Genomic DNA, 25,094 nt, shown 5'->3' with positions numbered 1-25,094 from the left:
GCTTACTATATGAAATAGTAAGCCCGTTTACTTCAAAAATGAAAGTTTTCGAATGATTGGAAGTCGACTTAGCTCTTCTTTTCGAATGAGTTTGAAAGTGAAGAGGAGGATAATATAAACGATTGTTGTTAAAGTGATTTCCCATAATGTTTGTACGCCGAGTGAATGAGAGAAAATCATATATTTATGAAGGTAAAAACCGAAAGCGCCTGCAATACCGATAGCAAGTCCACCGAAAATATAGTCTTTTGCGTAAATGGTAAATGTAATTTTCTTTAAAACAGTAGCGTAATGAAGGAATGTTACCGTTACTATATTTGCAGCGATAGCGAGTGCAACCCCCATCATTTGAAAATCTGGCCTTGAAGCTAGTACAAAAATAACGATTAATTTCACGATGGCGCCAATAAATGTATTCATCATTGCAGCTCTTGCTAAGTTTAAAGCTTGTAAAACAGAGGTAAGTGGACTTTGAAAGTAATGAAATAAAAAGCAAGGTGCAAGGAGCTGGATGAATGCTGTGGCACTATCCGATCCATACATAAGAGTTAAAACAGGAGAAGCGAATACGTATAATATAACGACTGACCAGCCACCAGTAATTAATGAGATCCGAAGAGCTTGTTGTAGGCGGTGTTCTACTAATTTATGCTGTCTTTTAGCCATCGCTTCACTAATAGATGGAACAAGTGCTGTAGAAAGAGCGTATGTAATAAAGGCTGGCAGTGATAGAAGTGGGAATGCATAACCGTTTAATATACCGTATTGCTGGGTTGCGACAGAGGCAGCAACTCCTGCAATCGCTAAGCTTTGCATAACGACGATAGGCTCAAAGAAATATGAAACGGAACCGATTAAACGACTTCCTGTAGTCGGAAGAGCGATATCCATCAGAGAATAAAATGTCCCTTTGCTTTCCTTTACAGTAGTAAAAAAACCAGAGCGTATAGATAAATGTTTTTCGCGCTGAAATAAAGTGAGTAAAAATAATAACGATGCAACTTCACCGAGAACGGCTGATAACATAGCGCCAGCTGCAGCATATTCTACGCCGTAAGGTAAAAATAACTGAATGCATATAGCGATAATTGTAATGCGGACAAATTGTTCTATAACTTGGGCGTAAGCACTAGGTTTCATATTTTGTTTCCCTTGGAAATAGCCGCGTAAAACAGAAGAAACAGCAATAACAGGAACGACAGGCAAAATGGCCATTAATGGATAGTACGTCCGTTCATCAGTTAATAATGTTTTTGCTAAAATAGGTGTGAGGAGCATAATTCCAATTGTTAAAATGATACTAATAACGGATGTAACAGCTAATGATACTGTTAATATTTTTTTTACTCTTTGTTTATCGTTCACCGCTTCCGCTTCTGCTACAAATTTTGCGATTGCGACAGGAAGACCGATTTGTGTTAATGTAATTGCTAGAATGAATGTAGGAACGGCCATCATATAAAGGCCAACGCCTTCTTCCCCTAAAATACGTGCCATTACAATACGATTAATAAATCCTAGGATTTTGGTAATAAAGCCGGCTATCATTAAAATAAATGCGCCTTTTAAAAAGCTTTGTCTCGTCATGGTCTTCTCCTACCTTCTCAAAATCAGTGGAATGATTTACAATAATTTATATGCACGTATGAGACAAGAATGACAAGCATTTAAGAGAGTGAAGTATGAGAGTGCTCTTGAAAGTAGTTATTGCTGTCCATTAGAGCGGGATTAAAAGCGACTTTTCGTGCTGAAATCAGAAGGAGATGTTATGTATGTTAGAAAAAGAGGCTTTGGTAGAATCATACCGCGGACAGTTACAAGTCGTTTTAGAAAGCAAAGTAGAAGAGTTCCACATGTTCGGTTATGACCGAGTAACAGATGATGATATTTGGAAGTTTCTTAAAGTGAAAAAGTGGAAGAAGATAGACAGTGATGTTAGATTGTATGAATTAGTTAATGACGTATTAAGAGTAAGTGCTAATGAATATATGACTTATTTAACTGTTGAAGCATATCAAGCGCCACTTTGGTCATTTGATGAATATGAAAATAAATAACCGACTGCAATTGGTTTGTTCTTCCTTTTGCAGTATAATGATAGGTATTGATAATGAGGAAATAATTATGTCTAAGATTATATATAAAGGGGGTAGTGAAGAGAGAAAATAAATAATGAAAGTGAAGGTATTGTGAAACACTTACCGACACAGCTAGTGAGGAACTAGCAAAATTATAGAAAGGAAGTCTACTAACTAGACGTATGCACACGTGTAAAAGTGAATCGTAAGAGATTTATTTAAAGTGTTAGTAGCAGAAAGAGGGTACATATGGCAAAGCGTGGTACGAGAATTGCCGCCTTTTTCCTCATCGTTTTATTAATCGGTGGAGTAATTGGTGCGGCAGGAAAAGACATAGCAAAAGGAATTAGTCTAGGACTAGACCTTCGCGGTGGTTTTGAAATTCTGTATGAAGTAAAACCAGCCAAAAAAGGTGATAAAATCGATCGAGACGTACTTGTAAGTACAGTAGGGGCTCTTGAAAATCGTGTCAATGTTCTCGGTGTAAGTGAGCCGAACATTCAAATTGAAGGACAAGATCGAATTCGCGTACAGCTTGCTGGTGTACAAGATCAGCAAAAAGCACGTGAAATGTTATCAACACAAGCGAAATTAACATTCCGTGATGTAGATGACAACCTTCTTATGGACGGAACGGATTTAAAAGGCGGCGGAGCGAAGCAAACATTTGATGAGCAAGGCCGTGCGAGCGTAGGTCTTACACTAAAGAGCGCTGAAAAATTCCGTGAAGTAACTGAAAAAATTTCAAAAATGCCACCACCAACGAATTTAATGGTAATTTGGCTTGATTTTGAAGAAGGAAAAGATTCGTATAAAGCAGAATCTGCAAAACCGAATCCGAAGTTCTTATCAGCAGCAACAGTAAGTCAAGTGTTTAATCAAGCTGAAGTATCTATCGTAGGTGGAAACTTCACAGTTGAAAGTGCGAAACAACTTTCATCTTTATTAAATGCAGGTGCACTTCCTGTTGATTTAAAAGAAATGTATTCAACATCTGTTGGAGCGAAATTTGGTCAACAAGCGTTAGAGCAAACGATTTTCGCTAGTGCGATTGGTATCGCTCTTATTTTCTTATTTATGCTTGTATTCTACCGTTTACCAGGAATTGTAGCGGTTATTATGTTAGGTCTATACATTTTCGTTACGTTACTTGTCTTTAACTGGATGCATGCAGTTCTTACGTTGCCAGGTATTGCGGCGTTAGTGCTCGGGGTAGGTATCGCAGTTGATGCGAATATTATTACGTACGAGAGACTGAAAGAAGAGCTGAAAATTGGCAAGTCAATGATGTCAGCATTTCGTGCTGGTAACCATCGTTCATTAGCAACAATTTTAGATGCAAACGTTACGACTCTTGCAGCAGCTGGTGTGTTATTCGTTTATGGTAATAGCTCTGTAAAAGGATTCGCAACAAGTTTAATCGTAAGTATTTTAGTTGGTTTCGTTACGAACGTATTCGGTACTCGTTTCTTACTAAGTTTACTTGTAAAGAGCCGTTACTTCGATAAAAAACCAGGATACTTTGGTGTGAAACAAAAGGATATTATTCCATTAACAAAAGGTGTAGTACATCCACCGACAAGATTTGATCGTATTAACTTCGTAAATATCGGTCATAAATTCCTTGTTTTCTCGATTGTAGTTATCATTGCAGGTGCAATTATTTTACCAATTTTCAAATTGAATCTTGGTATTGACTTTGCGAGTGGTACACGTATCGACTTGCAATCAAAACAAACACTTACTGTGTCTGATGTTCATAAAGATTTTAAAGAATTGAAAATTGACGTGAAGGAAGAAAATATTGTACCGACTGGAGATGACAATAAAGGATTCGCAGTTCGTACTTTAGGTGTTCTATCAAAAGATGAAATTGCGAAAACAAAAACATTCTTCCACGATAAATATGGTACAGATCCAAACGTAAGTACAGTTTCACCGACAATCGGTAAAGAAATTGCACGAAATGCATTTATCGCAGTATTAATCGCTTCTGCGGTTATCATTTTATACGTAAGTATTCGATTCCGATTTACGTACGCATTATCTGCAGTACTTGCATTATTACATGACGCATTCGTTATGGTTGTTATATTTAGTATTTTCCAATTAGAGGTAGACTTAACGTTTATCGCTGCGGTATTAACAATCATCGGTTATTCTATCAATGACTCGATTGTTACGTTTGATAGAAACCGTGAGCTATACAAACAGAAAAAACGCGTTCGCGACATAAAAGACCTAGAAGAAATCGTAAACGCAAGTATTCGCCAAACACTTGGACGTTCGATTAACACCGTATTAACAGTGTTATTCCCAGTAATTGCGTTACTTATCTTCGGTAGTGAGTCACTACGTAACTTCTCGTTTGCGTTACTTGTTGGATTAGTTGTAGGTACGTACTCTTCTGTTTTCGTTGCTTCTCAAATTTGGTTAATGCTTGAAAATCGTCGTTTGAAAAAGGGCAAAAACAAGAAAAAGGTTGAGAAAGTAGAATCTGAACCGCAAGTATAAAAAAGATGATGTCTCTTTATGAGGCATCTCTTTTTTCGTTTGTGGATACAATAAGATAGCAACTTTTTAACAGAAGGAATATAGAAGAAAATGGTGATGTTATCGCTATTTTTGCTACAATAAAAAGATAGGTTAAGAAAAGAAGGGATTTTAATTATGGAAAAAGATGAACGTTTTAAACAGGCCGAGTTTGGTGCTATTGTCGGGATCGTTGGTAATATTATATTAGCGATTGTAAAGGCGGTAATTGGTTATATTGGGAACAGTAAAGCACTATTAGCGGATGCCGTGCATTCTGCATCAGATGTAATTGGTTCGCTCGCTGTACTTTTTGGATTGCGAGCAGCAAAGCAACCGCCTGATGAAGATCATCCGTATGGTCATGGTAAAGCGGAATCGATTTCAGCAATTATTGTAGCGGTATTATTATTTATTGTGGGAATCGAGATAGCAATTTCGTCTATAAAAGCTTTTTCGCAAGAACTAGAACCACCTAAAGGAATTACGATTTTTGCTGTTGTTCTTTCGATTATCGTGAAAGAAGGAATGTTTCAATATAAATTCCGATTAGGAAAGAGGGTAAATAGTGATGCAATTATTGCAAATGCATATGAGCACCGTTCGGATGTGTTTTCTTCAATTGCAGCTTTAATTGGTATTTGTGCAGCGATTATTGGTGGTAAGTTCGGGGTAGACTGGCTTGTATATGCCGATCCAATTGCAGGATTATTTGTTTCACTTCTTGTTGCAAAGATGGCGTGGAGTATTGGGGCCGAAGCGATTCATGCAACGCTTGATCATGTTCTTCATGAGGAAGATGTTGTGCCGCTTAGAGAGGCTGTACTTCAAATAGACGGTGTGAAAAAAATCGGCTCTTTATATGCAAGGGAGCATGGTCATTACGTTATTGTTGATATTAAAGTTTCTGTAGATCCATACATTACTGTAGAAGAAGGGCACCGCATTGGAAAGCATGTGAAAGAAACGCTTATGGAACAAGATAACGTACAAAATGTGTTTGTACATATAAATCCGTATTCTCCAAATTAAATATCATTAACATTTTAGTATATAGATATTGCATCGTATTTTGCATTATATTGTCACCCCTTAATCTGTCTTGTATAATGAACAGGTTAAGGGGTGATTTCGTGTTACAACCGAAGACGCGTTGGAAAGAAAAAGAATATAATAATGAGCGAGTGAGTGAATTAGCAAGTAAATTACAATTATCACCACTTGTCGTTTCGTTATTCCTCGGTAGAGGACTAGATACAGAAGATAAGATTTTAGATTTTTTAAATACAGAAAATCAAGAATTTCATGATCCATTTTTATTAGAAGGAATGGATAGAACGGTAGAACGTGTAAATAAGGCGATTCAAAATGGAGAGCAAATATTAATATTTGGTGACTACGATGCGGACGGAGTAAGTAGTACGACTGTGTTATATCTTGCCTTGCAAGAATTAGGTGCAGACGTAGAATTTTATATTCCAAACCGTTTTACAGAAGGATATGGACCGAACGAAGAAGCATTTCGTTGGGCACATAGCGCAGGATTCTCACTAATTATTACTGTCGATACTGGTATCGCAGCAGTACATGAAGCGAATGTGGCGAAAGAACTTGGAATAGATCTTATTATTACAGATCACCATGAGCCACCACCAGAATTGCCAGAAGCACTTGCAATTATTCATCCGAAATTAGATGGCGGTGTATATCCGTTTCACTATTTAGCTGGTGTAGGTGTTGCGTTTAAAGTTGCACATGCACTACTAGGCCGTGTACCAGAGCATTTATTAGAAATTGCAGTAATTGGTACAGTAGCCGATTTAGTGTCACTTCATGGTGAGAATAGATTGCTAGTGAAGCGCGGTTTAAAGCATATGCGCATGACAAAAAATATCGGACTAAAGGCGCTATTTAAAGTTGCTAACGTTTCGCAAAGTGAAATTACAGAAGAGAGCATTGGTTTCTCGATCGCACCGCGTATTAATGCAGTTGGACGTTTAGAAGATGCTACGCCGGCTGTACATCTTTTATTATCAGATGATCCAGAAGAAGCGAAAGAGCTAGCTGAAGAAATTGATGAGCTGAACAAACTGCGAAAAGATATTGTAAAGCAAATTACAGAAGAAGCTATCGCTGAAGTGGAAAATAATTTCTCGCCAGAAGACAATAAAGTACTAGTACTGGCAAAAGAAGGCTGGAATCCAGGTGTAATTGGAATTGTCGCATCTAAATTAGTTGAACGTTTTTATCGTCCAACGATTGTATTATGCATTGATCCTGTAAAAGAAACAGCAAAAGGTTCAGCACGTAGTATTGCAGGATTTGATTTGTTTGCAAATTTGTCAGATTGTAGAGAGTTATTGCCACACTTCGGAGGGCATCCGATGGCAGCGGGAATGACGCTACATATGAATGATGTAGATGAATTACGCCGCCGCTTAAATGAACAAGCAGAGGTAATTTTAACAGAAGAAGATTTTATTCCAATTACAGCTGTTGATGTCTTTTGTAAAGTGGAGGATGTAACACTGGCAGCAATTGAAGACATGCAAAAGTTAGCGCCATTTGGCGTTGGAAACCCAAAACCACGTATTGCAGTGAAGGATGCAGAGTTAGAAAGTATTCGTGCAATCGGATCAGATGGCTCTCATTTGAAAATGGCTCTTCGCGATGGACAAGCGACACTAGATACAATTGGATTTGGTTTTGGTGCCTATGCGAAAGAAATTTCTCCAGTTGCAAAGGTATCTGTAATAGGGGAAGCATCTATCAATGAATGGAATAATTTTAAGAAGCCGCAATTAATGGTGCAAGATATTGCTGTAGAGGCGTGGCAATTATTTGATTGGCGTAGTATGCGTAACGTAGAAGCGAATGTAGCAGAACTTCCGAAAGAAAAAATAACGATGGTGTATTTTTCTGAAGAGGTATTGAATAAATTTTCTTTAGAAGACTATAAAGAGCATATGATGCATGCATCAGAAGTAACTCATTTAGACGATCAATACATCGTGTTACTTAATTTACCAAAAGGAACAGATGAATTAAGAGATCTATTTAAAGTTGGGTTCCCGTCGCGAATTTATACGCTATTTTATCAAGAGAATAATCATTTATTTAGTACTGTTCCAACGAGGGAACATTTTAAATGGTACTATTCGTTCTTGAGCCAAAAAGCACCATTTTCTTTAAGACAATATGGAGAACAACTATGCCGACATAAAGGTTGGTCAAAAGATACAGTAAATTTCATGACACAGGTGTTTTTTGAGTTAGAATTTGTTACAATAAAAGATGGCGTCATTTTTATGGCAGACAAAAAACAAAAGCGTGATTTAATTGAATCGAACACATATCGTGAGAAAATGAACCACTTACAATTAGAAAAAGAATTGGTTTATAGCACATATCAGCAACTATATACATGGTTTGAAACGATTCGTAATCATAAAGAAGTAGAACAGTTAGGGTAAAGGATTTGTATTTACAAAACCTTTTATATCTGAGGAGGATTCAGAAATATGGATTTCAAGCAACATATCGCAATTGTACCGGATTATCCAAAAGAAGGTATTGTATTTAAAGACATTACACCGTTAATGAACGACGGTAAAGCATACAAAGCAGCAACAGATGCAATCGTTGAGTATGCAAAAGACAGAGATATCGATGTTGTAGTAGGACCAGAAGCTCGTGGCTTTATTATCGGTTGCCCAGTTTCTTATGCATTAGAAGTAGGTTTTGCACCAGTTCGTAAATTAGGAAAATTACCACGTGAAGTAATTACAGTTGACTACGGTAAAGAATATGGTAAAGATGTTTTAACAATCCATAAAGATGCAATTAAGCCAGGTCAACGCGTATTAATTACAGATGATCTATTAGCTACAGGTGGAACAATTGAAGCGACAATTAAGCTAGTTGAAGAACTTGGCGGAGTTGTAGCAGGAATTGCATTCTTAGTAGAGCTTACTTACTTAGATGGTCGTAAAATGTTAGATGGTTACGATGTATTAGTATTAGAAAAATACTAATCACTATATAGGTAAAACTACGGTGATAAAAAGTACCCGTGAATCTCTTGGAGAGGAGCGGGTACTTTTGTATAATTGCACAAAAAAATAAGGTGAAATGTCAGTAAAATCTTTTCCTTTTCACAATTCACAATCATTAGGTTATAATGATAGAATATAATTTATTCTACTTAATTAAGATAAAGTCAATTTTCAATAAAAGGTGATTCGATGGCAAATGAGCAGGTACTAACAGCTGAACAGGTACTCGAGAAAGCAAGTCAATATTTAGCAGATGAAGATATTGAGCTAGTGGCACGTGCCTATGAATATGCACGTGATGCGCATAGCGAACAATACAGAAAATCGGGTGAACCGTACATTATTCATCCAATTCAAGTTGCAGGTATTTTAGTTGATTTACACATGGATCCAGCTACAGTATCAGCAGGTTTCTTACATGATGTAGTGGAAGATACAGAGATTACATTAGAAGATATCGAACGGGAATTTAATAAAGAAATTGCTATGCTTGTCGATGGTGTAACAAAGCTCGGAAAGATTAAATATAAATCTCATGAGCAACAACAAGCAGAAAACCATCGTAAAATGTTTATCGCAATGGCTCAAGATATTCGAGTTATTTTAATTAAACTAGCTGATCGTCTTCATAACATGCGTACATTGAAACATTTGCCTCAAGAGAAGCAGCGTCGCATTGCGAATGAAACGTTAGAAATCTTTGCACCTTTAGCACATAGACTCGGAATTAGTACTATTAAATGGGAGTTAGAGGATACGTCACTTCGCTATTTAAATCCGCAACAATACTATCGTATTGTAAATTTAATGAAGCGTAAACGTGCAGAGCGTGAAGAATATTTAGATGAAGTAATGACTGGTATTCGTGAGAAATTAAAAGAGGTTTCAATTCAACCTGAGATTTCTGGAAGACCAAAACATATTTACAGTATTTATCGTAAAATGGCACTGCAAAATAAACAGTTCAATGAAATTTACGATTTATTAGCTGTACGTGTCGTTGTAAATAGTATTAAAGATTGTTATGCAGTGCTTGGAATTATTCATACGTGCTGGAAGCCGATGCCAGGTCGTTTTAAAGATTATATTGCGATGCCGAAAGCAAATCTATATCAATCTCTTCATACGACTGTAATTGGGCCGAAAGGTGATCCGCTTGAAGTGCAAATTCGTACGAAAGAAATGCATGAGATTGCAGAATTCGGGATCGCGGCGCACTGGGCGTATAAAGAAGGAAAAACAGCAGAAACAACAGGTACATTAGAGAAGAAACTTACATGGTTCCGTCAAATATTAGAATGGCAAAATGAAGCTTCTAATGCAGAAGAGTTTATGGAGTCATTAAAAATTGATTTATTCTCTGACATGGTATTCGTCTTTACACCGAAAGGCGACGTAATGGAATTGCCACTTGGATCTGTTCCAATTGACTTTTCGTATCGCGTGCATTCAGAGATTGGAAATAAAACAATTGGTGCAAAAGTAAACGGCAAAATGGTGACCCTTGATTATAAATTAAAAACAGGTGACATCATTGAAATTTTAACATCGAAACATTCGTATGGACCAAGTCAAGACTGGGTGAAACTTGCTCAAACATCTCATGCGAAAAATAAAATACGTCAATTCTTTAAGAAGCAACGTAGAGATGAAAATATTGAAAAAGGCCGTGAGCTTGTTGAAAAAGAAGTGCGTGGTCTAGAGTATGAGATGAAAGAAGTGTTAGCTCCTGACAATTTAAAACGTGTTGCTGAGAAGTTCAATTTTGCAAATGAAGAAGATATGTTTGCAGCAGTTGGATATAGCGGGATTACAGCGTCGCAAATTGTTACGCGACTAACGGACAAATTCCGTAAGCAACGTGAAGAAGAAGAAATCGTTGAAGTTAAAGAAGTTCGTAAACCGATGAAAATTCGAAAATGGGATTCTGGCGTTAAAGTAAGCGGTGCGGATAATTTATTAATTCGCTTATCAAAATGCTGTAACCCAGTACCGGGTGATGATATCGTTGGATATATTACGAAAGGCCGAGGCGTATCGATTCACCGCCGTGATTGTGTAAATGTTCATACAGAAGAAGCTGTAGAACGTTTATTAGAAGTAGAGTGGGAAGGTAGCCCTGAAAAAGAAATTGAGTATAACGTTGATATTGAAATTTCAGGTTACGATCGCCGTGGTTTATTAAATGAAGTATTGCAAGCTGTTACAGAGACGAAAACGTACATTTCGGCAGTTTCTGGTAGAAGTGACCGTAATAAGATGGCAACAATTAATATGTCAATCTCTATTCGTAACTTACAGCACTTGAAAAAAGTAGTAGAACGCATTAAACGTGTTCCAGAAATTTATGCAGTACGACGCATGATGCATTAATAGGGAGTGTAGAAAAGATGAGAGTTGTTTTACAACGATCAAAAGAAGCGTCTGTCACAGTAGACGGTGAGATCGTAGGACAAATTCCGTTCGGTTTAACATTACTAGTTGGCATTACGCATGAAGATACAGAAAAAGATGCAACTTACATTGCAGAAAAAATTGCGAACTTACGTATTTTTGAAGATGAGAGTGGAAAGATGAACCATTCTGTACTTGATGTAGAAGGACAAGTTCTATCAATTTCGCAATTCACATTATACGGAGATTGCCGCAAGGGAAGACGTCCCAACTTTATGGATGCTGCCAAACCTGATTATGCAGAGCGTTTATATGATTTCTTTAATGAGGAAGTTCGTAAGCAAGGGTTGCATGTAGAAACAGGGAAGTTCGGAGCAATGATGGATGTTTCTTTAATCAATGATGGTCCGGTGACCTTAATTGTGGATAGTAAATAGTGTTGCTAAAGAAGAGGGGATTATATAATCCTCTCTTTTTTATACATTGTTGTATGTTTTGTTCATTTATCCCGCTATTTGTGGGCAGTGCCCCCCACAGATGAAAGGTTCACTTTATTTGGAATCAATAGCTGTTTCAGTTATGTATAACTCTCTCATCAATATGGAACAATAAAAAGTAAAACATCCATATTGAATGTGAGGGATATACGTATGCGTATGAATGAAAAAGGGCATTCTGTTACAAATGGTGCAAATCAACTGTTTAACGTGAATTTTCATGAGTTTATTTCAAAGGAACAAAACAATACTTCAATGGAGCTTGCTTCTGAGTTTGGAATTTCTCTTCAAGATGTAAAGCGTCTAAAGAAGCAGATTGAACGCTCTTAGAGCACTTGACAATCCTACTGAACAAACGTATAGTAATTTTATATTTACATATGAATATAACCGTTGATAGAGAAGAGTAAATGAGACACACATGGAAAGAGAAGAAATGTCTTAGGCTGAAAACATTTCTGCATGATGACTGATTGAATGACACTCTAGAGGTTTCAACTTGAACGGCATATATGCTTAGTAGAGATGAACGCACATTTAAGCGTTATTAAAAAAGTGGAAGCATACGTGCTTCAATTAGGGTGGCACCACGGGTATAATACTCTCGTCCCTACTGTTCAAACAGTAGAGGCGGGAGTTTTTTTATTTTTATTAAGATTAAAACAATTTGAGGAGGAACTGAATATGTCTATTCAAATCCCACGCGGAACGCAAGATATTCTTCCAGGCACTGTTGAGTTATGGCAGTATATCGAAGGGCAAGCACGCGAAATTTGCCGTCGTTACAATTATAAAGAAATTCGTACACCAATTTTTGAACACACTGAGTTATTTTTACGTGGTGTTGGTGATACGACAGATATCGTACAAAAAGAAATGTACTCATTCCAAGATCGTGGGGAGCGTAGTTTAACATTACGTCCAGAAGGTACTGCACCTGTTGTACGTTCTTATGTTGAAAACAAAATGTTCGGTGACGCAACACAGCCAACGAAATTATACTATATCGGTCAAATGTTCCGTTATGAAAGACCACAAGCAGGTCGTTATCGTCAATTCGTACAATTCGGTATTGAAGCAATCGGTAGTAACGATCCTGCAATTGATGCAGAAGTAATTGCACTTGCTGTAGAGTTTTACCGCGGCATGGGCTTAAAAAATATTAAAGTTGTATTAAACAGCTTAGGTGATGCGGCGAGCCGTCAAGCGCACCGTGATGCGTTAATCACACACTTCCAGCCACGTATCGGTGAGTTCTGTTCTGACTGTCAATCTCGTTTAGAAAAGAACCCTCTTCGTATTTTAGATTGTAAGAAGGACCGTAACCATGAATTAATGGGAACAGCACCATCTATTACAGAATACTTAAACGAAGATTCAGCAGTATACTACGAGAAAGTTCAAGAACTATTAACGATGATGGATGTTCCATTTGAAAAAGATCCGAACTTAGTACGTGGTTTAGACTACTATCAACACACTGTTTTTGAAATTATGAGTGAGGCAGAAGGTTTCGGTGCTATCACTACATTAAGCGGTGGTGGTCGTTATAACGGGCTTGTACAAGAAATCGGTGGACCAGAAATGCCAGGTATCGGTTTTGCGATGAGTATCGAACGTTTAATTATGGCGCTAAAAGCTGAAAACATTGAATTACCAATTGAACATAGTATTGATTGTTATGTTGTAGCGCTTGGTGAAAAAGCGAAAGACCATGCTGCGAAAGTTGCGTTTGATCTTCGTAAAGCTGGATTATCAGTTGAAAAAGATTATTTAGACCGCAAAATGAAAGCACAATTTAAATCCGCAGATCGTCTAAAGGCGAAATTTGTAGCTGTATTAGGGGAAGATGAACTAGATAAAGGCATCATTAACTTAAAAGATATGGCAACTGGTGAGCAAGAAGAAGTAGCATTAGATGTATTTGCTTCATACGTAGCAGAGAAATTAATATAGGGGGAACTTACAGTGGCTGAAAGAACACATGCATGTGGAAAAGTAACAGTAGAAGCAGTTGGACAAACAGTTCAATTAAAAGGTTGGGTACAAAAACGACGTGATTTAGGTGGATTAATCTTTATCGACTTACGTGACCGTACAGGTATCGTGCAAGTTGTATTTAACCCAGAAACATCAAAAGAAGCGTTAGAAATAGCAGAAACGATTCGTAGTGAATACGTATTACACGTAGAAGGTACAGTTGTTGAGCGTGGTGAAGGTGCAATTAATGACAATATGGCAACTGGTCGTATTGAAGTACAAGCAACGAAAGTAAACGTATTAAATGCAGCAAAAACAACGCCAATCATTATTGCTGATGATACAGATGCATCAGAAGATGTGCGTTTAAAATATCGTTATTTAGACTTACGTCGTCCTGCAATGTTTAACACATTCAAAATGCGTCACGATGTAACGAAAACAATTCGTAACTTCTTAGACACAGAAGAGTTCTTAGAAGTGGAAACACCAATTTTAACGAAGAGCACACCAGAAGGAGCTCGTGACTATTTAGTACCAAGTCGTGTACATGATGGTGAATTCTATGCATTACCACAGTCTCCGCAATTATTTAAACAGCTTCTTATGGTCGGCGGATTTGAGCGTTACTATCAAGTAGCACGTTGTTTCCGTGACGAAGATTTACGTGCAGACCGTCAACCAGAATTCACGCAAATCGATATCGAAGCTTCATTCTTAACACAAGATGAAATTTTAGATATGATGGAGCGCATGATGACGAAAGTTATGAAGGATGCAAAAGGTGTAGAAGTGCGTGCACCATTCCCTCGTATGAAATATGCTGATGCAATGGCTCGCTACGGTTCTGATAAGCCAGATACACGCTTTGAAATGGAACTAACAGACCTATCTGAATTTGCAGTAGGGTGTGGTTTTAAAGTATTTACAAGTGCTGTAGAAAGCGGCGGACAAGTAAAAGCAATTAATGCAAAAGGTGCTGCGAGCAAATACTCTCGTAAAGATATCGATGCATTAACTGAATTCGTAAAAGTATACGGTGCAAAAGGTCTAGCTTGGCTTAAAGTGGAAGAGGATGGCTTAAAAGGACCGATTGCGAAATTCTTCGGTGAAGAAGAAGCAAACGCGTTAATGACTACATTAGAAGCTACTGCTGGCGACTTATTACTATTCGTAGCAGATAAGAAGAGCGTTGTTGCAGATAGCTTAGGTGCACTTCGTTTACGTCTAGGTAAAGAGCTTGAGTTAATCGATGAAAGTAAATTTAACTTCCTATGGGTAACGGATTGGCCACTTCTTGAGTACGATGAAGATGCAGATCGTTACTTTGCAGCTCATCACCCATTCACAATGCCATTCCGTGAAGATGTTGAGTTATTAGAAATGGCACCAGAAAAAGCACGTGCACAAGCATATGATCTTGTATTAAATGGTTATGAGCTTGGTGGTGGATCACTTCGTATTTACGAGCGTGACGTACAAGAAAAAATGTTCAAAGCACTTGGATTCTCACAAGAAGAAGCACAAGAGCAATTCGGATTCTTATTAGAAGCATTCGAGTACGGTACTCCACCACACGGTGGTATCGCATTAGGTTTAGACCGTCTTGTTATGTTACTTGCAGGTCGTACGAACCTTCGTGATACAATTGCATTCCCGAAAACAGCAAGCGCAAGCTGCTTATTAACAGAAGCTCCAAGCCCAGTTGCAGAAGCACAGCTTGAAGAGTTAAACTTGAAGTTGAGCTTGAAAGAAGAGAAGTAAGAGAAGTGAAAATAGGGTCTAGATGGTTATACTAATACCATCTAGGCTTTTTTTAAACTTGTATTTAGGAAGAAATAAAAGCCGGTTTATACTATGTTTTCATTATCGAAATATGTATTTTTAGGAATTCTATAACTTTTTCTATACAAATAGTCGGAAAAACGCTAGAATACATGGTAGACCATTTTTGTAATAGGAGTGTAGAGCTGAATGTTACATCAATTTTCACGTAATGAATTAGCCTTCGGTAAAGAAGGACTTGAAATATTAAAAAATAGTACAGTCGGTATTTTAGGAATTGGCGGCGTAGGGTCATTTTCGGCAGAGGCGTTAGCACGTTCTGGCGTAGGACGTCTCGTATTAGTCGATAAAGACGTTGTAGATATTACAAACGTAAACCGTCAAATTCACGCGTTAGTATCTACTGTAGGACGTTCAAAAGTAGAATTAATGAAAGAGCGTATCGCAGACATTAATCCAGAGTGTGAAGTAATTGGACTAGAAATGTTTTATACTGATGAAACATATGAAGAGTTCTTCAAACATGGATTGGATTTCGTAGTAGATGCATCTGATACGATTACGTTCAAAATTCATTTAATTAAACAGTGCTTACGTCGCAAAATTAAAATTATCTCATGTATGGGTGCGGCAAATAAAATGGACCCAACTCGTTTCCGTATTGCGGATATCTCTAAAACACATACAGATCCAATTGCGAAAGTAATTCGTACGAAGCTTCGTAAAGATGGTATTAAAAAAGGTGTAAAAGTTGTTTTCTCTGACGAAAACCCAATCGTAATTCGTGAAGAAGTACGTAAAGAAATCGTACCAGACGAAAATGCAAAAATTCGTAAAGCGAAATTACCACCTTCATCAAATGCATTCGTACCATCTGTGGCAGGCTTAATTATGGCAAGTCACGTTGTACGTGAACGTATTAAAAACGTAGAAGTGAAACGTGTAGGGCAAGAATAAAGTAAAAGCATATATCCATTTCGGATATATGCTTTTTTATATGTATTAAAGAAATATGGATATTTGCATCACCACTAGTTCAAATGTAAGCAAGGCTAGTAAGTAATGATCATATTTATCTGATTTATAGGCGGACGTCTTTTTTAAGCTGTTAATGGTGAAAAGAGCTAAAGTTAGGACGAGAACACCGAGTGTTATTTTGAAGACTATTAATGAAATAGTAATTATCTCCCTTCAAACGTATATGTTTATAGTAACATTTAAGTAAAAAATATCCAATTCGTTTCAGGAGTTTCCTTGTATGAAAGGGAGGGATATTTCTTCGGTTTTTGTCGGTAAATCGATATTGTGTGTCGAATCATCGATATAATTTGAGTTACGATAGATATATTTGAAAAATCGTTGATATAATTTGATTTACTGGCACATACACACATATATATGCTGTTCATCAAATAAACAAAAAGGGATGTCACTTAGTCAAAAAAGTGGCATCCCTGCTTTTAATTCTCTGCAGAATATATAATATCTAAATTTCCATTTTGATCTGTTTTGAAAATGGGGGCAATCTGTTCTTCTTGTTCTTCAACTGAAACGAGTTTTCGAGCACGGTCCATAATTCTAACAAGCATGGCATAATCTTCTTCAATTGCTTGTTGTTTTTTTGAGAGTATTACTAATTTTGCTTCGAGTTCATGATTCGTTTTTTGCAGGGACGTGAGCTGAGCCTGTAATACGTCATTTTCAGTTTGTAACTTTGCGAGTGAAGGGTCATTGTGCTCTAAGTTTTGTAAAAATGAAATAACACTGTGCATTGTAAGTTCTTGTTTATTTGGTGTAATATCTTCTGAAAACTCGGCATCAATTACGAGTTGTTTCGTTTGCGTGAAATGCTCTTTTTCTATTTTAGCTTCAGAGCGTTTTAATTCTTTACGTTGTTTTTTTGCAAGTTGAACCGCATCTTCGTAATTCGGTCGTACTTCAGCATTCCATCTAAAGCCGCAAGCTGCTGAAGTGCGGTTCAATGTATCGCCGACTTCATCGAATGCTTTTATTTGTGTACTGCCGCTGCGAATATGTCGTAAAACAGTTTCTGCTAAAAGGAGATCGTCTTCTTTTGTCCATGCATCTTGACGTGTTTTCATAAGCGAAACCTCCATAATGGTGACGTTTTCGCTTAGGTTACCCTTTATTTTTCGTTTTATTCGAACTTTGTAATCTTTCATATACAGTAGAAAGTGCTTGCTCAAATTTCCCTGTCGCTTTCGGTTTATAATATTGTTTGTTTTTTATTTTATCAGGTAAGTATTGTTGTTGTACCCAGCCATTTGGATGGTCGTGTGGATATAAGTATCCAATGCCTCTTCCAAGTGATTCTGCGCCTTTGTAATGACTATCTTTTAAATGACTTGGGATGTCACCGGTTTGACCGTTACGTAAATCGTGTAGTGCAGCATCAAGTGCTTTATAAGCTGAGTTTGATTTTGGTGATAGGCAAAGCTCGATAACAGCATTTGCAAGTGGTATACGTGCCTCTGGGAATCCAACTCGTTCAGCTGATTCTATAGCTGCTAGTGTACGTGGTCCAGCTTGCGGGCTAGCAAGTCCGATATCTTCATATGCCATAATAAGAAGGCGTCTACCAATGCTTTGTAAATCACCAGCTTCAATAAGACGTGCTAAATAATGAAGTGCTGCATTTACATCACTTCCGCGCACTGATTTTTGAAATGCCGATAATACGTCATAATGAGCATCTCCATCTTTGTCATGAACGAAGCTCTTTTTTTGCAAACATTCTTCAGCGATTTCTAGCGTAATTTCCGCAGCGTTGTCATCCGTTGTAAAGCTAGATAAAACAGCTAGTTCAAGTGCATTATAAGCGGAACGCATATCTCCGCCTGATGCATTTGCAAAATGATGTAATGCTTCAGGCGTAACAGTTACATCATATTCCCCAAGACCTTTTTCTTTATCTTCAAGTGCTCGTTTTAAGCCAATTAAAAGATCATCTTCTGTTAATGCGTGTAATTCGAAGATCTGACAACGACTTCGAATAGCAGAATTAATAGCATGGAACGGATTACTCGTCGTTGCACCAATTAAGGTAAGGAGTCCGCTTTCTAAATGAGGTAATAGAAAATCCTGTTTTGCTTTATCTAGACGGTGTACTTCATCTAAAATTAAAACGAGGTGTCGATGCATCTTTGCCTCTTGTACGACAACTTCCATATCTTTTTTATTATGAGTAACAGCGTTTAATAGGCGAAAAGGGGTTCCAGTACTTCCTGCAATTGCGCTTGCAATAGAAGTTTTTCCAGTACCTGGAGGGCCGTATAAAATCATAGATTGAAAATGATTTGCTTGGACCATTCGCCATAAAATCTTTCCTTCACCAACTAAATGTTGTTGTCCGATAATTTCTTGAATATTTGTAGGGCGCATTCGATGTGCGAGTGGTTGTTTCATTTTTACCGTCTCCCTTAATGTATAATCTCTTTCTATCGTATCATTTTTTTTAGTGGAATTTGAAATAGGATGCTGTTTTGTGGGAAAAATGAATATTAATATTTTCATTTTTCTTTCAATTGTAATAATTTCCGAGTTTTTCAATGTGATTTTATGTTATCATTTTGATACACAAGTTGAAATTTCTTATAATACTATATTATGCTATAATTTCATAGGATTTTAAATTGTGTTCTTTTATAAATAAGATATAACTAATAGAAGTGAAAATTTGAAAAGAGGTGCAAAATAGATGAAGATTTCAACGAAAGGCCGCTACGGCTTAACAATTATGATCGATCTTGCAAAAAAGTTTGGTGAAGGTCCGATTTCCTTAAAATCAATTGCGCAGGCACATGACTTATCGGAACATTATTTAGAGCAATTAATTTCACCACTTCGTAACGCTCGTCTAGTAAAGAGTACGCGCGGTGCATATGGCGGATATGTATTGTCAGATCAGCCAGCTAACATTACAGCGGGAGATGTAATCCGTGTATTAGAGGGTCCAATTAGTGTTGTAGAAATGATAGAAGAAGAAGAACCAGCACAACGCCAATTATGGATGCGTGTTCGTGATGCGGTGCAAGAAGTGTTAGATAGTACAACGTTAGAAGATTTAGTACGTTATGAGGAAGAAAATCACGGGGGCTATATGTTTTACATTTAATTCCTTGTGAAACGATTTGGAAAGAAGGAGATTTAATGGAACGCATTTACTTAGATCATGCTGCGACATCTCCGACTCACCCAGAAGTGGTCGAAAAGATGATTCCATATATGACAGAAACATTTGGAAACCCGTCTAGTATTCACTTTTATGGACGTCAAACACGCCATGCAGTAGATGAGGCGAGACGCGCGGGTGCACGTAGCATTCATGCGAATCCGAATGAAATTATATTTACGAGCGGTGGTACAGAAGCTGATAATTTAGCACTTATAGGTGTAGCACGTGCGAACCGTCATAAAGGTAACCATATTATAACGACGCAAATTGAACATCATGCAATTTTGCATACGTGTGAATTGTTAGGGCGCGAAGGGTTTGAAGTGACATATTTACCTGTTGATGAAACAGGACGCGTTCAAGTTTCTGACATACAAAAGGCATTAACAGAAGAGACAATTCTCGTATCCGTTATGTTTGGGAATAATGAAGTTGGGACGATGCAACCAATCGCGGAAATAGGGAAGTTGCTAAAAGAGCATCAAGCCTATTTTCATACAGATGCGGTACAAGCTTACGGATTAGTAGAAATAGATGTAAAAGAGTTCGGCATTGATTTATTATCGATTTCAGCTCACAAAATTAACGGGCCAAAAGGTGTAGGGTTCCTATACGCTGGTGCAAATGTGAAATTTGAACCGTTATTAATAGGCGGGGAGCAAGAAAGAAAACGCCGTGCTGGTACTGAAAATGTGCCGAGTATCGTTGGTTTGCAACGTGCAATTTTGCTAGCTGAAAAAACTCGTGAGCAAAAAAATGCCCAATATGAAGAGTTTAAAGATATAATGGTATCTGTCTTCAAAAATGAAGACATTACTTTCGAGGTAAACGGAAACTTAGAATATCGCTTACCACATGTGCTTAATATCAGTTTTACAGGAATGAACATTGAACCGTTCCTTGTGAACTTAGACTTAGCTGGCATTGCAGTGTCAAGTGGTTCGGCTTGTACAGCTGGTTCGATTGATCCATCACATGTATTAGTAGCGATGTTCGGAAAAGACTCCGATCAAATACGTTCATCCGTACGCTTTAGTTTCGGGCTTGGAAATACGAAAGAGCAAATTGAGAAAGCGGCGTACGAAACAGTGAAAATCGTGAAGCGATTAACACAAAATTAGCATGGGAGGTGACATGATGAACAAACTACCTCACGAAACACGCGTTGTCATCGGGATGTCCGGTGGCGTTGATTCATCTGTAGCAGCTCTTTTATTAAAAGAGCAAGGTTATGATGTAATCGGAATCTTTATGAAAAACTGGGATGATACAGATGAGAATGGTGTCTGCACAGCAACAGAAGATTACAATGATGTAATTGAAGTGTGTAACCAAATTGGCATTCCGTATTATGCAGTAAACTTTGAAAAACAATATTGGGATAAAGTATTTACGTACTTCTTAGATGAGTACCGAGCTGGTCGTACGCCAAACCCAGATGTAATGTGTAACAAAGAAATTAAATTTAAAGCATTTTTAGAGCATGCAATTGCGCTTGGTGCTGATTATGTAGCGACAGGTCATTATGCACGCGTTGCTTATATGGACGGCGAATATAAAATGCTTCGTGGCGTTGATGATAATAAAGACCAAACTTATTTCTTAAATCAATTAAGCCAAGAGCAATTATCAAAAACATTGTTCCCGTTAGGTGAATTAAAGAAACCACAAATTCGTGAAATGGCGAAAGAAGCTGGTTTAGCGACAGCGGCGAAGAAAGATAGTACTGGTATTTGCTTCATTGGTGAGCGTAACTTTAAAGATTTCTTAAGTAACTATTTACCAGCACAACCAGGTGTGATGCAAACATTATCTGGTGAAGTGAAAGGAAAGCATGACGGTTTAATGTACTATACAATTGGACAACGTCATGGCCTTGGTATTGGTGGTAACGGTGATCCATGGTTTGCTGTTGGGAAAAACTTGAAAGAAAACATTTTATATGTTGATCAAGGGTTCCATAACGAACTTCTATATGGTGATGAAGTTATTGCTACGAATATCGGTTGGGTAAGTAATGAAGCGAAAGAAAAAGAATTTAAGTGCACAGCGAAATTCCGTTATCGTCAAGAAGACAATAAAGTAACGGTTCAAATCGTTGATGAAAATACAGTTCGTATTCTTTGTGACGAGCCAATTCGTGCAATTACACCAGGACAAGCAGTTGTTTTCTATGATGGAGATGAGTGCTTAGGCGGTGCTACAATTGATGAAGTGTACCGTAGCGGTAAGAAATTGGATTATTTAGGATAAAACGAGAAGCCTCTGCCGATTTGCGGTTAGAGGTTTCTTTTACATAAAGCGAATTTTCGTTCGCTTGGAAAATACATTCTTTGTTATAATTTGTTGTAGAGGTGAAGGACATGTCAAACAAACTTGAAACAGGTATTCAATATATGCAAGAAGGAAACTGGGAAGAAGCTGCTAAAAATTTCACAGAAGCAATCGAAGAAAATCCGAAAGATGCGCTTGGATACATTAATTTTGCGAACTTATTAGATGTAATAGGTGATAGTGAAAGAGCAATTTTATTTTATAAGCGTGCATTAGAATTAGATGATAAATCTGCGGCTGCTTATTATGGATTAGGAAATGTGTATTACAGTCAAGAGCAATTTGCAGAGGCAAAGGCTGTATTTGAACAAGCGATGCAAGCGGGATTACAATCAGCTGATGTAACATTTATGTTAGGTATTACACATGTGCAACTTGGAAATGATCTTCTTGCACTGCCGTTTTTACAAAGAGCAACAGAATTAGATGAAAACGATGTAGAAGCTGTGTTCCAGTGCGGACTTTGCTTTGCACGTTTAGAACATATTCAAGAGGCGAAACCTTATTTTGAAAAGGTATTAGAAATGGATGAAGAGCATGCAGATGCGTATTATAATTTAGGTGTTGCGTACGTATTTGAAGAAAATAACGAGAAGGCTCTTACTTTATTTAAGAAAGCAACTGAAATTCAGCCAGATCACTTTTTAGCTGGTAATGGTGTTCGTTTATTAGAGCAAGAAGCTGAATAAAGTGAAATTATAGTTTAATGCGCAGTTACCCCTCATCTAAAGGTTGTGAAAGAGGTGGGGGATGTACTGCTCATTAAGGTGAAAAGAACTTGGGAAGGAGAGGAAAGATGGGAAATCAACATGCCATGGATTTGTTTGAGGAAGAGAAAAAATTTATAAAAGCGCAAGTTCTTCATACCATTTTCCACAACGAAGAAAACCTCTATTCCGTTGTCAGTATGAAAATCATTGAAACGAATGAAACGTACGACGAAAAAAAAGTGATGATAAACGGTCATTTTCCCCGCATGCATGAAGATGAAGTGTTTACATTGACAGGGCATTTTAAAGACCATCCGAAGTATGGGAAACAATATTTAGTTGAAACGTTTAAGAAAGAATTGCCGCAAACAAAAGCAGGTATGGTGCAATATTTAGCGAGCGATTTATTTAAAGGGATTGGAAAGCGTACGGCCGAAAAAATTGTGGACCATCTCGGGGAACATGCTATTTCTAAAATTATGGATGACCCTGAGGCATTAAATGGTGTTGTCAACAAACAAAAAGCTCAGGAAATATATGAGACAATTGTTGAACATCAAGGATTAGAGAAAGTAATGAGCTTTTTAAATGGCTACGGTTTTGGAACGAAACTTTCTATTAAGATTTACCAACAATATAAAGAGATGACATTAGAAGTGATTCGTAATAACCCGTACCAACTTATCGAAGAAGTGGATGGGATTGGCTTTGGAAGAGCGGATGATATAGGACGTGCGTTAGGTATATCGGGTAATCATGATGACCGTGTACGTGCGGGGTGTTTTTATACGTTAGAGAATGTTTCACTGCAACTCGGTCACGTTTATATGGGGAAAGATCAACTTGTAAGAGAAACGATGTCACTTTTAAACAATCAAGAAGGAAGAGTGACTGAGGAAGATATTGTAGGTTGCGTTGAAATGATGCAAAGTGAAGGGAAAGTCATTATAGAAGAAGAGCGAGTGTATTTAGCTTCGTTATTCTACTCTGAAAAAGGCGTTGTAAAGTCAATTCGTCGTCTTATGAACCAAGAAGAAACCCCTGCATTCCCTGAAGCAGAAGTGTTAAAAACGTTAGGGGAAATTGAAGAACAGCTAAAGGTACAGTATGCACCGCTTCAGCAAGAAGCAGTTCAAACTGCACTTCATAAGCCGATGATGCTATTAACGGGTGGACCAGGAACGGGGAAAACAACAGTTATTAAAGGGATTGTTGAAATGTATGCGTCACTGCACGGATTATCATTAAATACGAATGAATACAGTGATGATAATCCATTTCCAATATTATTAACGGCCCCAACAGGAAGAGCAGCGAAGCGTATGAGTGAATCGACAGGGCTTCCAGCTTGTACGATTCATCGTTTGCTTGGTTGGACGCCAGAAGGGTCTTTCCAGCGCAATGAAACCGATCCAGTACAAGGAAAGCTACTCATTATTGATGAGTTTTCAATGGTTGATATTTGGCTTGCAAATCAGCTATTCAAGTCACTTCCGACAAATATTCAAGTTATCGTTGTAGGTGATGAAGATCAGTTGCCATCTGTAGGACCTGGACAAGTGTTAAAAGATTTATTAAATGCAGGAGCCATCCCAACGGTAAAACTTACAGAAATTTATCGTCAGGCAGAAGGTTCGTCTGTTATTCAGCTTGCCCATGCGATAAAAGACGGAACACTTCCACCAGATTTAGCGCAAAATAAAAAAGATCGTTCATTTATCAGCTGTGCAGGGGCTCAAATTGTTGAAGTTGTAAAAAAAGTATGTGAAAACGCGAAGACGAAAGGGTTTAGCGCAAAAGATGTACAAGTGTTGGCACCTATGTACCGCGGACCAGCAGGTATTAATGTGTTAAATGAAGCTCTTCAAGAAGTGTTTAATCCGAAAAAAGAAAAAAGTAAAGAAATTGCCTACGGTGACGTTGTGTATCGAAGAGGTGATAAAGTACTTCAATTAGTCAATCAGCCGGAAAGCCAAGTGTTTAATGGTGATATTGGAGAAATCGTTTCGATTTTTTATGCAAAAGAAAATGTCGAGCAACAAGATATGATTATCGTTTCATTTGATGGGATTGAAGTAACGTATACAAAGCCTGATTTGAACCAAATTACCCATGCATATTGCTGCTCAATTCATAAATCACAAGGTAGTGAATTCCCAATAGTTATTATGCCAATTGTAAAGAGCTACTACCGTATGTTACGTCGTAATTTAATTTACACGGGCATTACAAGGAGTAAGAAATTCCTTATTATTTGTGGTGAGGAAGCAGCTTTCCGGTCTGGTGTAAATCGCCTTGATGATGCAATGCGTCAAACAACTTTAGCGGGTCGCTTGCAAGAATCACAAGGAGAAGTACAGATGGTAACAGTTAATGGTGAAGAAATGGACGTGGAAAACATTTCACCGTATGATTTCATGTAACAAGGTGAAATTATATAGTGAAACTTTCAAACGTATAACGTTGAAAGGCTCCAGCAATGTATAAATGAATGCGGTTTGGACATAATGGCGAATAGAATCTGGGAGACTGTA

Annotated in this window: 19 protein-coding genes and 1 other annotated feature; of the genes, 16 read left to right on the top strand and 3 right to left on the bottom strand. The window is 37.6% G+C overall.

All coding sequences use genetic code 11. The features are described from left to right. Positions 1 to 27: 27 nt before the first annotated feature. Positions 28 to 1,587 carry a stage V sporulation protein B gene (gene spoVB, locus KZZ19_RS21565; RefSeq protein WP_237979563.1) on the bottom strand — a complete coding sequence of 520 codons (1,560 nt, stop codon included), beginning with the start codon at positions 1,585 to 1,587 and terminating at the stop codon, positions 28 to 30. 185 nt (positions 1,588 to 1,772) lie between these two features. On the opposite strand from spoVB, the gene KZZ19_RS21560 reads away from it, so the two are divergent. From KZZ19_RS21560 to KZZ19_RS21510, 11 genes are all read left to right on the top strand, one after another. Then, the gene (locus KZZ19_RS21560; RefSeq protein WP_000890213.1) at positions 1,773 to 2,057 is read left to right on the top strand and encodes a post-transcriptional regulator; all 285 of its coding nucleotides are present in this window, start codon (positions 1,773 to 1,775) and stop codon (positions 2,055 to 2,057) included. 270 nt (positions 2,058 to 2,327) lie between these two features. Next, positions 2,328 to 4,592 (top strand): protein translocase subunit SecDF, encoded by a 2,265-nt coding sequence (gene secDF, locus KZZ19_RS21555; protein WP_237979562.1) that lies wholly within the window; start codon positions 2,328 to 2,330, stop codon positions 4,590 to 4,592. Positions 4,593 to 4,748: 156 nt separating this feature from the next. Continuing rightward, positions 4,749 to 5,642 carry a cation diffusion facilitator family transporter gene (locus KZZ19_RS21550; RefSeq protein ID WP_087982109.1) on the top strand — a complete coding sequence of 298 codons (894 nt, stop codon included), beginning with the start codon at positions 4,749 to 4,751 and terminating at the stop codon, positions 5,640 to 5,642. Positions 5,643 to 5,743: 101 nt separating this feature from the next. Continuing rightward, a complete protein-coding gene (gene recJ / locus KZZ19_RS21545) occupies positions 5,744 to 8,083 on the top strand; it encodes a single-stranded-DNA-specific exonuclease RecJ (protein ID WP_237979561.1) in 2,340 nt (779 codons plus the stop codon). A gap of 48 nt (positions 8,084 to 8,131) precedes the next feature. Then, entirely contained in the window at positions 8,132 to 8,644 is a 513-nt protein-coding gene (locus KZZ19_RS21540; protein WP_000346213.1) for an adenine phosphoribosyltransferase, read from the top strand. Between the two features lie 210 nt (positions 8,645 to 8,854). Beyond that, on the top strand, positions 8,855 to 11,038 hold the full coding sequence (relA, locus tag KZZ19_RS21535) for a GTP diphosphokinase (protein ID WP_002145623.1): 2,184 nt from the start codon (positions 8,855 to 8,857) through the stop codon (positions 11,036 to 11,038). Positions 11,039 to 11,055: 17 nt separating this feature from the next. Next, positions 11,056 to 11,496: a D-tyrosyl-tRNA(Tyr) deacylase gene (locus KZZ19_RS21530; protein WP_001266955.1), complete on the top strand. Its 441-nt coding sequence runs from the start codon at positions 11,056 to 11,058 to the stop codon at positions 11,494 to 11,496. 213 nt (positions 11,497 to 11,709) lie between these two features. Next, positions 11,710 to 11,886 carry a hypothetical protein gene (locus KZZ19_RS21525; RefSeq protein ID WP_016086173.1) on the top strand — a complete coding sequence of 59 codons (177 nt, stop codon included), beginning with the start codon at positions 11,710 to 11,712 and terminating at the stop codon, positions 11,884 to 11,886. A gap of 54 nt (positions 11,887 to 11,940) precedes the next feature. After that, positions 11,941 to 12,171, top strand: a binding site (T-box leader). A gap of 69 nt (positions 12,172 to 12,240) precedes the next feature. Continuing rightward, positions 12,241 to 13,512 carry a histidine--tRNA ligase gene (gene hisS, locus KZZ19_RS21520; RefSeq protein ID WP_237979560.1) on the top strand — a complete coding sequence of 424 codons (1,272 nt, stop codon included), beginning with the start codon at positions 12,241 to 12,243 and terminating at the stop codon, positions 13,510 to 13,512. A 12-nt stretch (positions 13,513 to 13,524) separates the two neighbouring features. Continuing rightward, positions 13,525 to 15,300: an aspartate--tRNA ligase gene (gene aspS / locus KZZ19_RS21515; protein ID WP_237979559.1), complete on the top strand. Its 1,776-nt coding sequence runs from the start codon at positions 13,525 to 13,527 to the stop codon at positions 15,298 to 15,300. A 210-nt stretch (positions 15,301 to 15,510) separates the two neighbouring features. Continuing rightward, positions 15,511 to 16,278, top strand: a complete 768-nt coding sequence (locus tag KZZ19_RS21510) for a tRNA threonylcarbamoyladenosine dehydratase (RefSeq protein ID WP_000903181.1) — start codon at positions 15,511 to 15,513, stop codon at positions 16,276 to 16,278. Between the two features lie 503 nt (positions 16,279 to 16,781). On the opposite strand, the gene KZZ19_RS21505 is transcribed toward KZZ19_RS21510, so the two are convergent. Both KZZ19_RS21505 and KZZ19_RS21500 read right to left on the bottom strand, forming a co-directional pair. Then, positions 16,782 to 17,423: an RsfA family transcriptional regulator gene (locus tag KZZ19_RS21505; RefSeq protein WP_237979558.1), complete on the bottom strand. Its 642-nt coding sequence runs from the start codon at positions 17,421 to 17,423 to the stop codon at positions 16,782 to 16,784. A gap of 37 nt (positions 17,424 to 17,460) precedes the next feature. Then, complete coding sequence (locus KZZ19_RS21500) at positions 17,461 to 18,747, bottom strand: replication-associated recombination protein A (protein ID WP_237979557.1); 1,287 nt, start codon at positions 18,745 to 18,747, stop codon at positions 17,461 to 17,463. A gap of 292 nt (positions 18,748 to 19,039) precedes the next feature. On the opposite strand from KZZ19_RS21500, the gene cymR reads away from it, so the two are divergent. From cymR to recD2, 5 genes are all read left to right on the top strand, one after another. Next, positions 19,040 to 19,456, top strand: coding sequence for a cysteine metabolism transcriptional regulator CymR (gene cymR / locus KZZ19_RS21495; protein ID WP_000704116.1), 417 nt, complete (start codon positions 19,040 to 19,042; stop codon positions 19,454 to 19,456). A gap of 35 nt (positions 19,457 to 19,491) precedes the next feature. After that, positions 19,492 to 20,637, top strand: coding sequence for a cysteine desulfurase family protein (locus tag KZZ19_RS21490; RefSeq protein WP_237979556.1), 1,146 nt, complete (start codon positions 19,492 to 19,494; stop codon positions 20,635 to 20,637). A gap of 16 nt (positions 20,638 to 20,653) precedes the next feature. Further along, positions 20,654 to 21,769 carry a tRNA 2-thiouridine(34) synthase MnmA gene (gene mnmA / locus KZZ19_RS21485; RefSeq protein ID WP_088097843.1) on the top strand — a complete coding sequence of 372 codons (1,116 nt, stop codon included), beginning with the start codon at positions 20,654 to 20,656 and terminating at the stop codon, positions 21,767 to 21,769. Between the two features lie 110 nt (positions 21,770 to 21,879). After that, on the top strand, positions 21,880 to 22,539 hold the full coding sequence (locus KZZ19_RS21480) for a tetratricopeptide repeat protein (protein ID WP_237979555.1): 660 nt from the start codon (positions 21,880 to 21,882) through the stop codon (positions 22,537 to 22,539). A gap of 107 nt (positions 22,540 to 22,646) precedes the next feature. After that, entirely contained in the window at positions 22,647 to 24,983 is a 2,337-nt protein-coding gene (recD2, locus tag KZZ19_RS21475) for an SF1B family DNA helicase RecD2 (RefSeq protein ID WP_237979554.1), read from the top strand. Positions 24,984 to 25,094 lie beyond the last annotated feature (111 nt).

This window comes from Bacillus thuringiensis, from assembly GCF_022095615.2.
GTDB lineage: Bacteria > Bacillota > Bacilli > Bacillales > Bacillaceae_G > Bacillus_A > Bacillus_A cereus_AG.
The sequence above is the reverse complement of the archived record's forward strand: the minus strand, read 5'-3'. Positions and strand labels throughout refer to the sequence as shown.

Coding starts and splice junctions, on each gene's coding strand:
- spoVB (WP_237979563.1), bottom strand. CDS start 1,587: ATGACGAGACAAAGCTTTTTAAAAGGCGCATTTATTTTAATGATAGCC.
- KZZ19_RS21560 (WP_000890213.1), top strand. CDS start 1,773: ATGTTAGAAAAAGAGGCTTTGGTAGAATCATACCGCGGACAGTTACAA.
- secDF (WP_237979562.1), top strand. CDS start 2,328: ATGGCAAAGCGTGGTACGAGAATTGCCGCCTTTTTCCTCATCGTTTTA.
- KZZ19_RS21550 (WP_087982109.1), top strand. CDS start 4,749: ATGGAAAAAGATGAACGTTTTAAACAGGCCGAGTTTGGTGCTATTGTC.
- KZZ19_RS21540 (WP_000346213.1), top strand. CDS start 8,132: ATGGATTTCAAGCAACATATCGCAATTGTACCGGATTATCCAAAAGAA.
- relA (WP_002145623.1), top strand. CDS start 8,855: ATGGCAAATGAGCAGGTACTAACAGCTGAACAGGTACTCGAGAAAGCA.
- KZZ19_RS21530 (WP_001266955.1), top strand. CDS start 11,056: ATGAGAGTTGTTTTACAACGATCAAAAGAAGCGTCTGTCACAGTAGAC.
- KZZ19_RS21525 (WP_016086173.1), top strand. CDS start 11,710: ATGCGTATGAATGAAAAAGGGCATTCTGTTACAAATGGTGCAAATCAA.
- hisS (WP_237979560.1), top strand. CDS start 12,241: ATGTCTATTCAAATCCCACGCGGAACGCAAGATATTCTTCCAGGCACT.
- KZZ19_RS21510 (WP_000903181.1), top strand. CDS start 15,511: ATGTTACATCAATTTTCACGTAATGAATTAGCCTTCGGTAAAGAAGGA.
- KZZ19_RS21505 (WP_237979558.1), bottom strand. CDS start 17,423: ATGAAAACACGTCAAGATGCATGGACAAAAGAAGACGATCTCCTTTTA.
- KZZ19_RS21500 (WP_237979557.1), bottom strand. CDS start 18,747: ATGAAACAACCACTCGCACATCGAATGCGCCCTACAAATATTCAAGAA.
- cymR (WP_000704116.1), top strand. CDS start 19,040: ATGAAGATTTCAACGAAAGGCCGCTACGGCTTAACAATTATGATCGAT.
- KZZ19_RS21490 (WP_237979556.1), top strand. CDS start 19,492: ATGGAACGCATTTACTTAGATCATGCTGCGACATCTCCGACTCACCCA.
- mnmA (WP_088097843.1), top strand. CDS start 20,654: ATGAACAAACTACCTCACGAAACACGCGTTGTCATCGGGATGTCCGGT.
- KZZ19_RS21480 (WP_237979555.1), top strand. CDS start 21,880: ATGTCAAACAAACTTGAAACAGGTATTCAATATATGCAAGAAGGAAAC.
- recD2 (WP_237979554.1), top strand. CDS start 22,647: ATGGGAAATCAACATGCCATGGATTTGTTTGAGGAAGAGAAAAAATTT.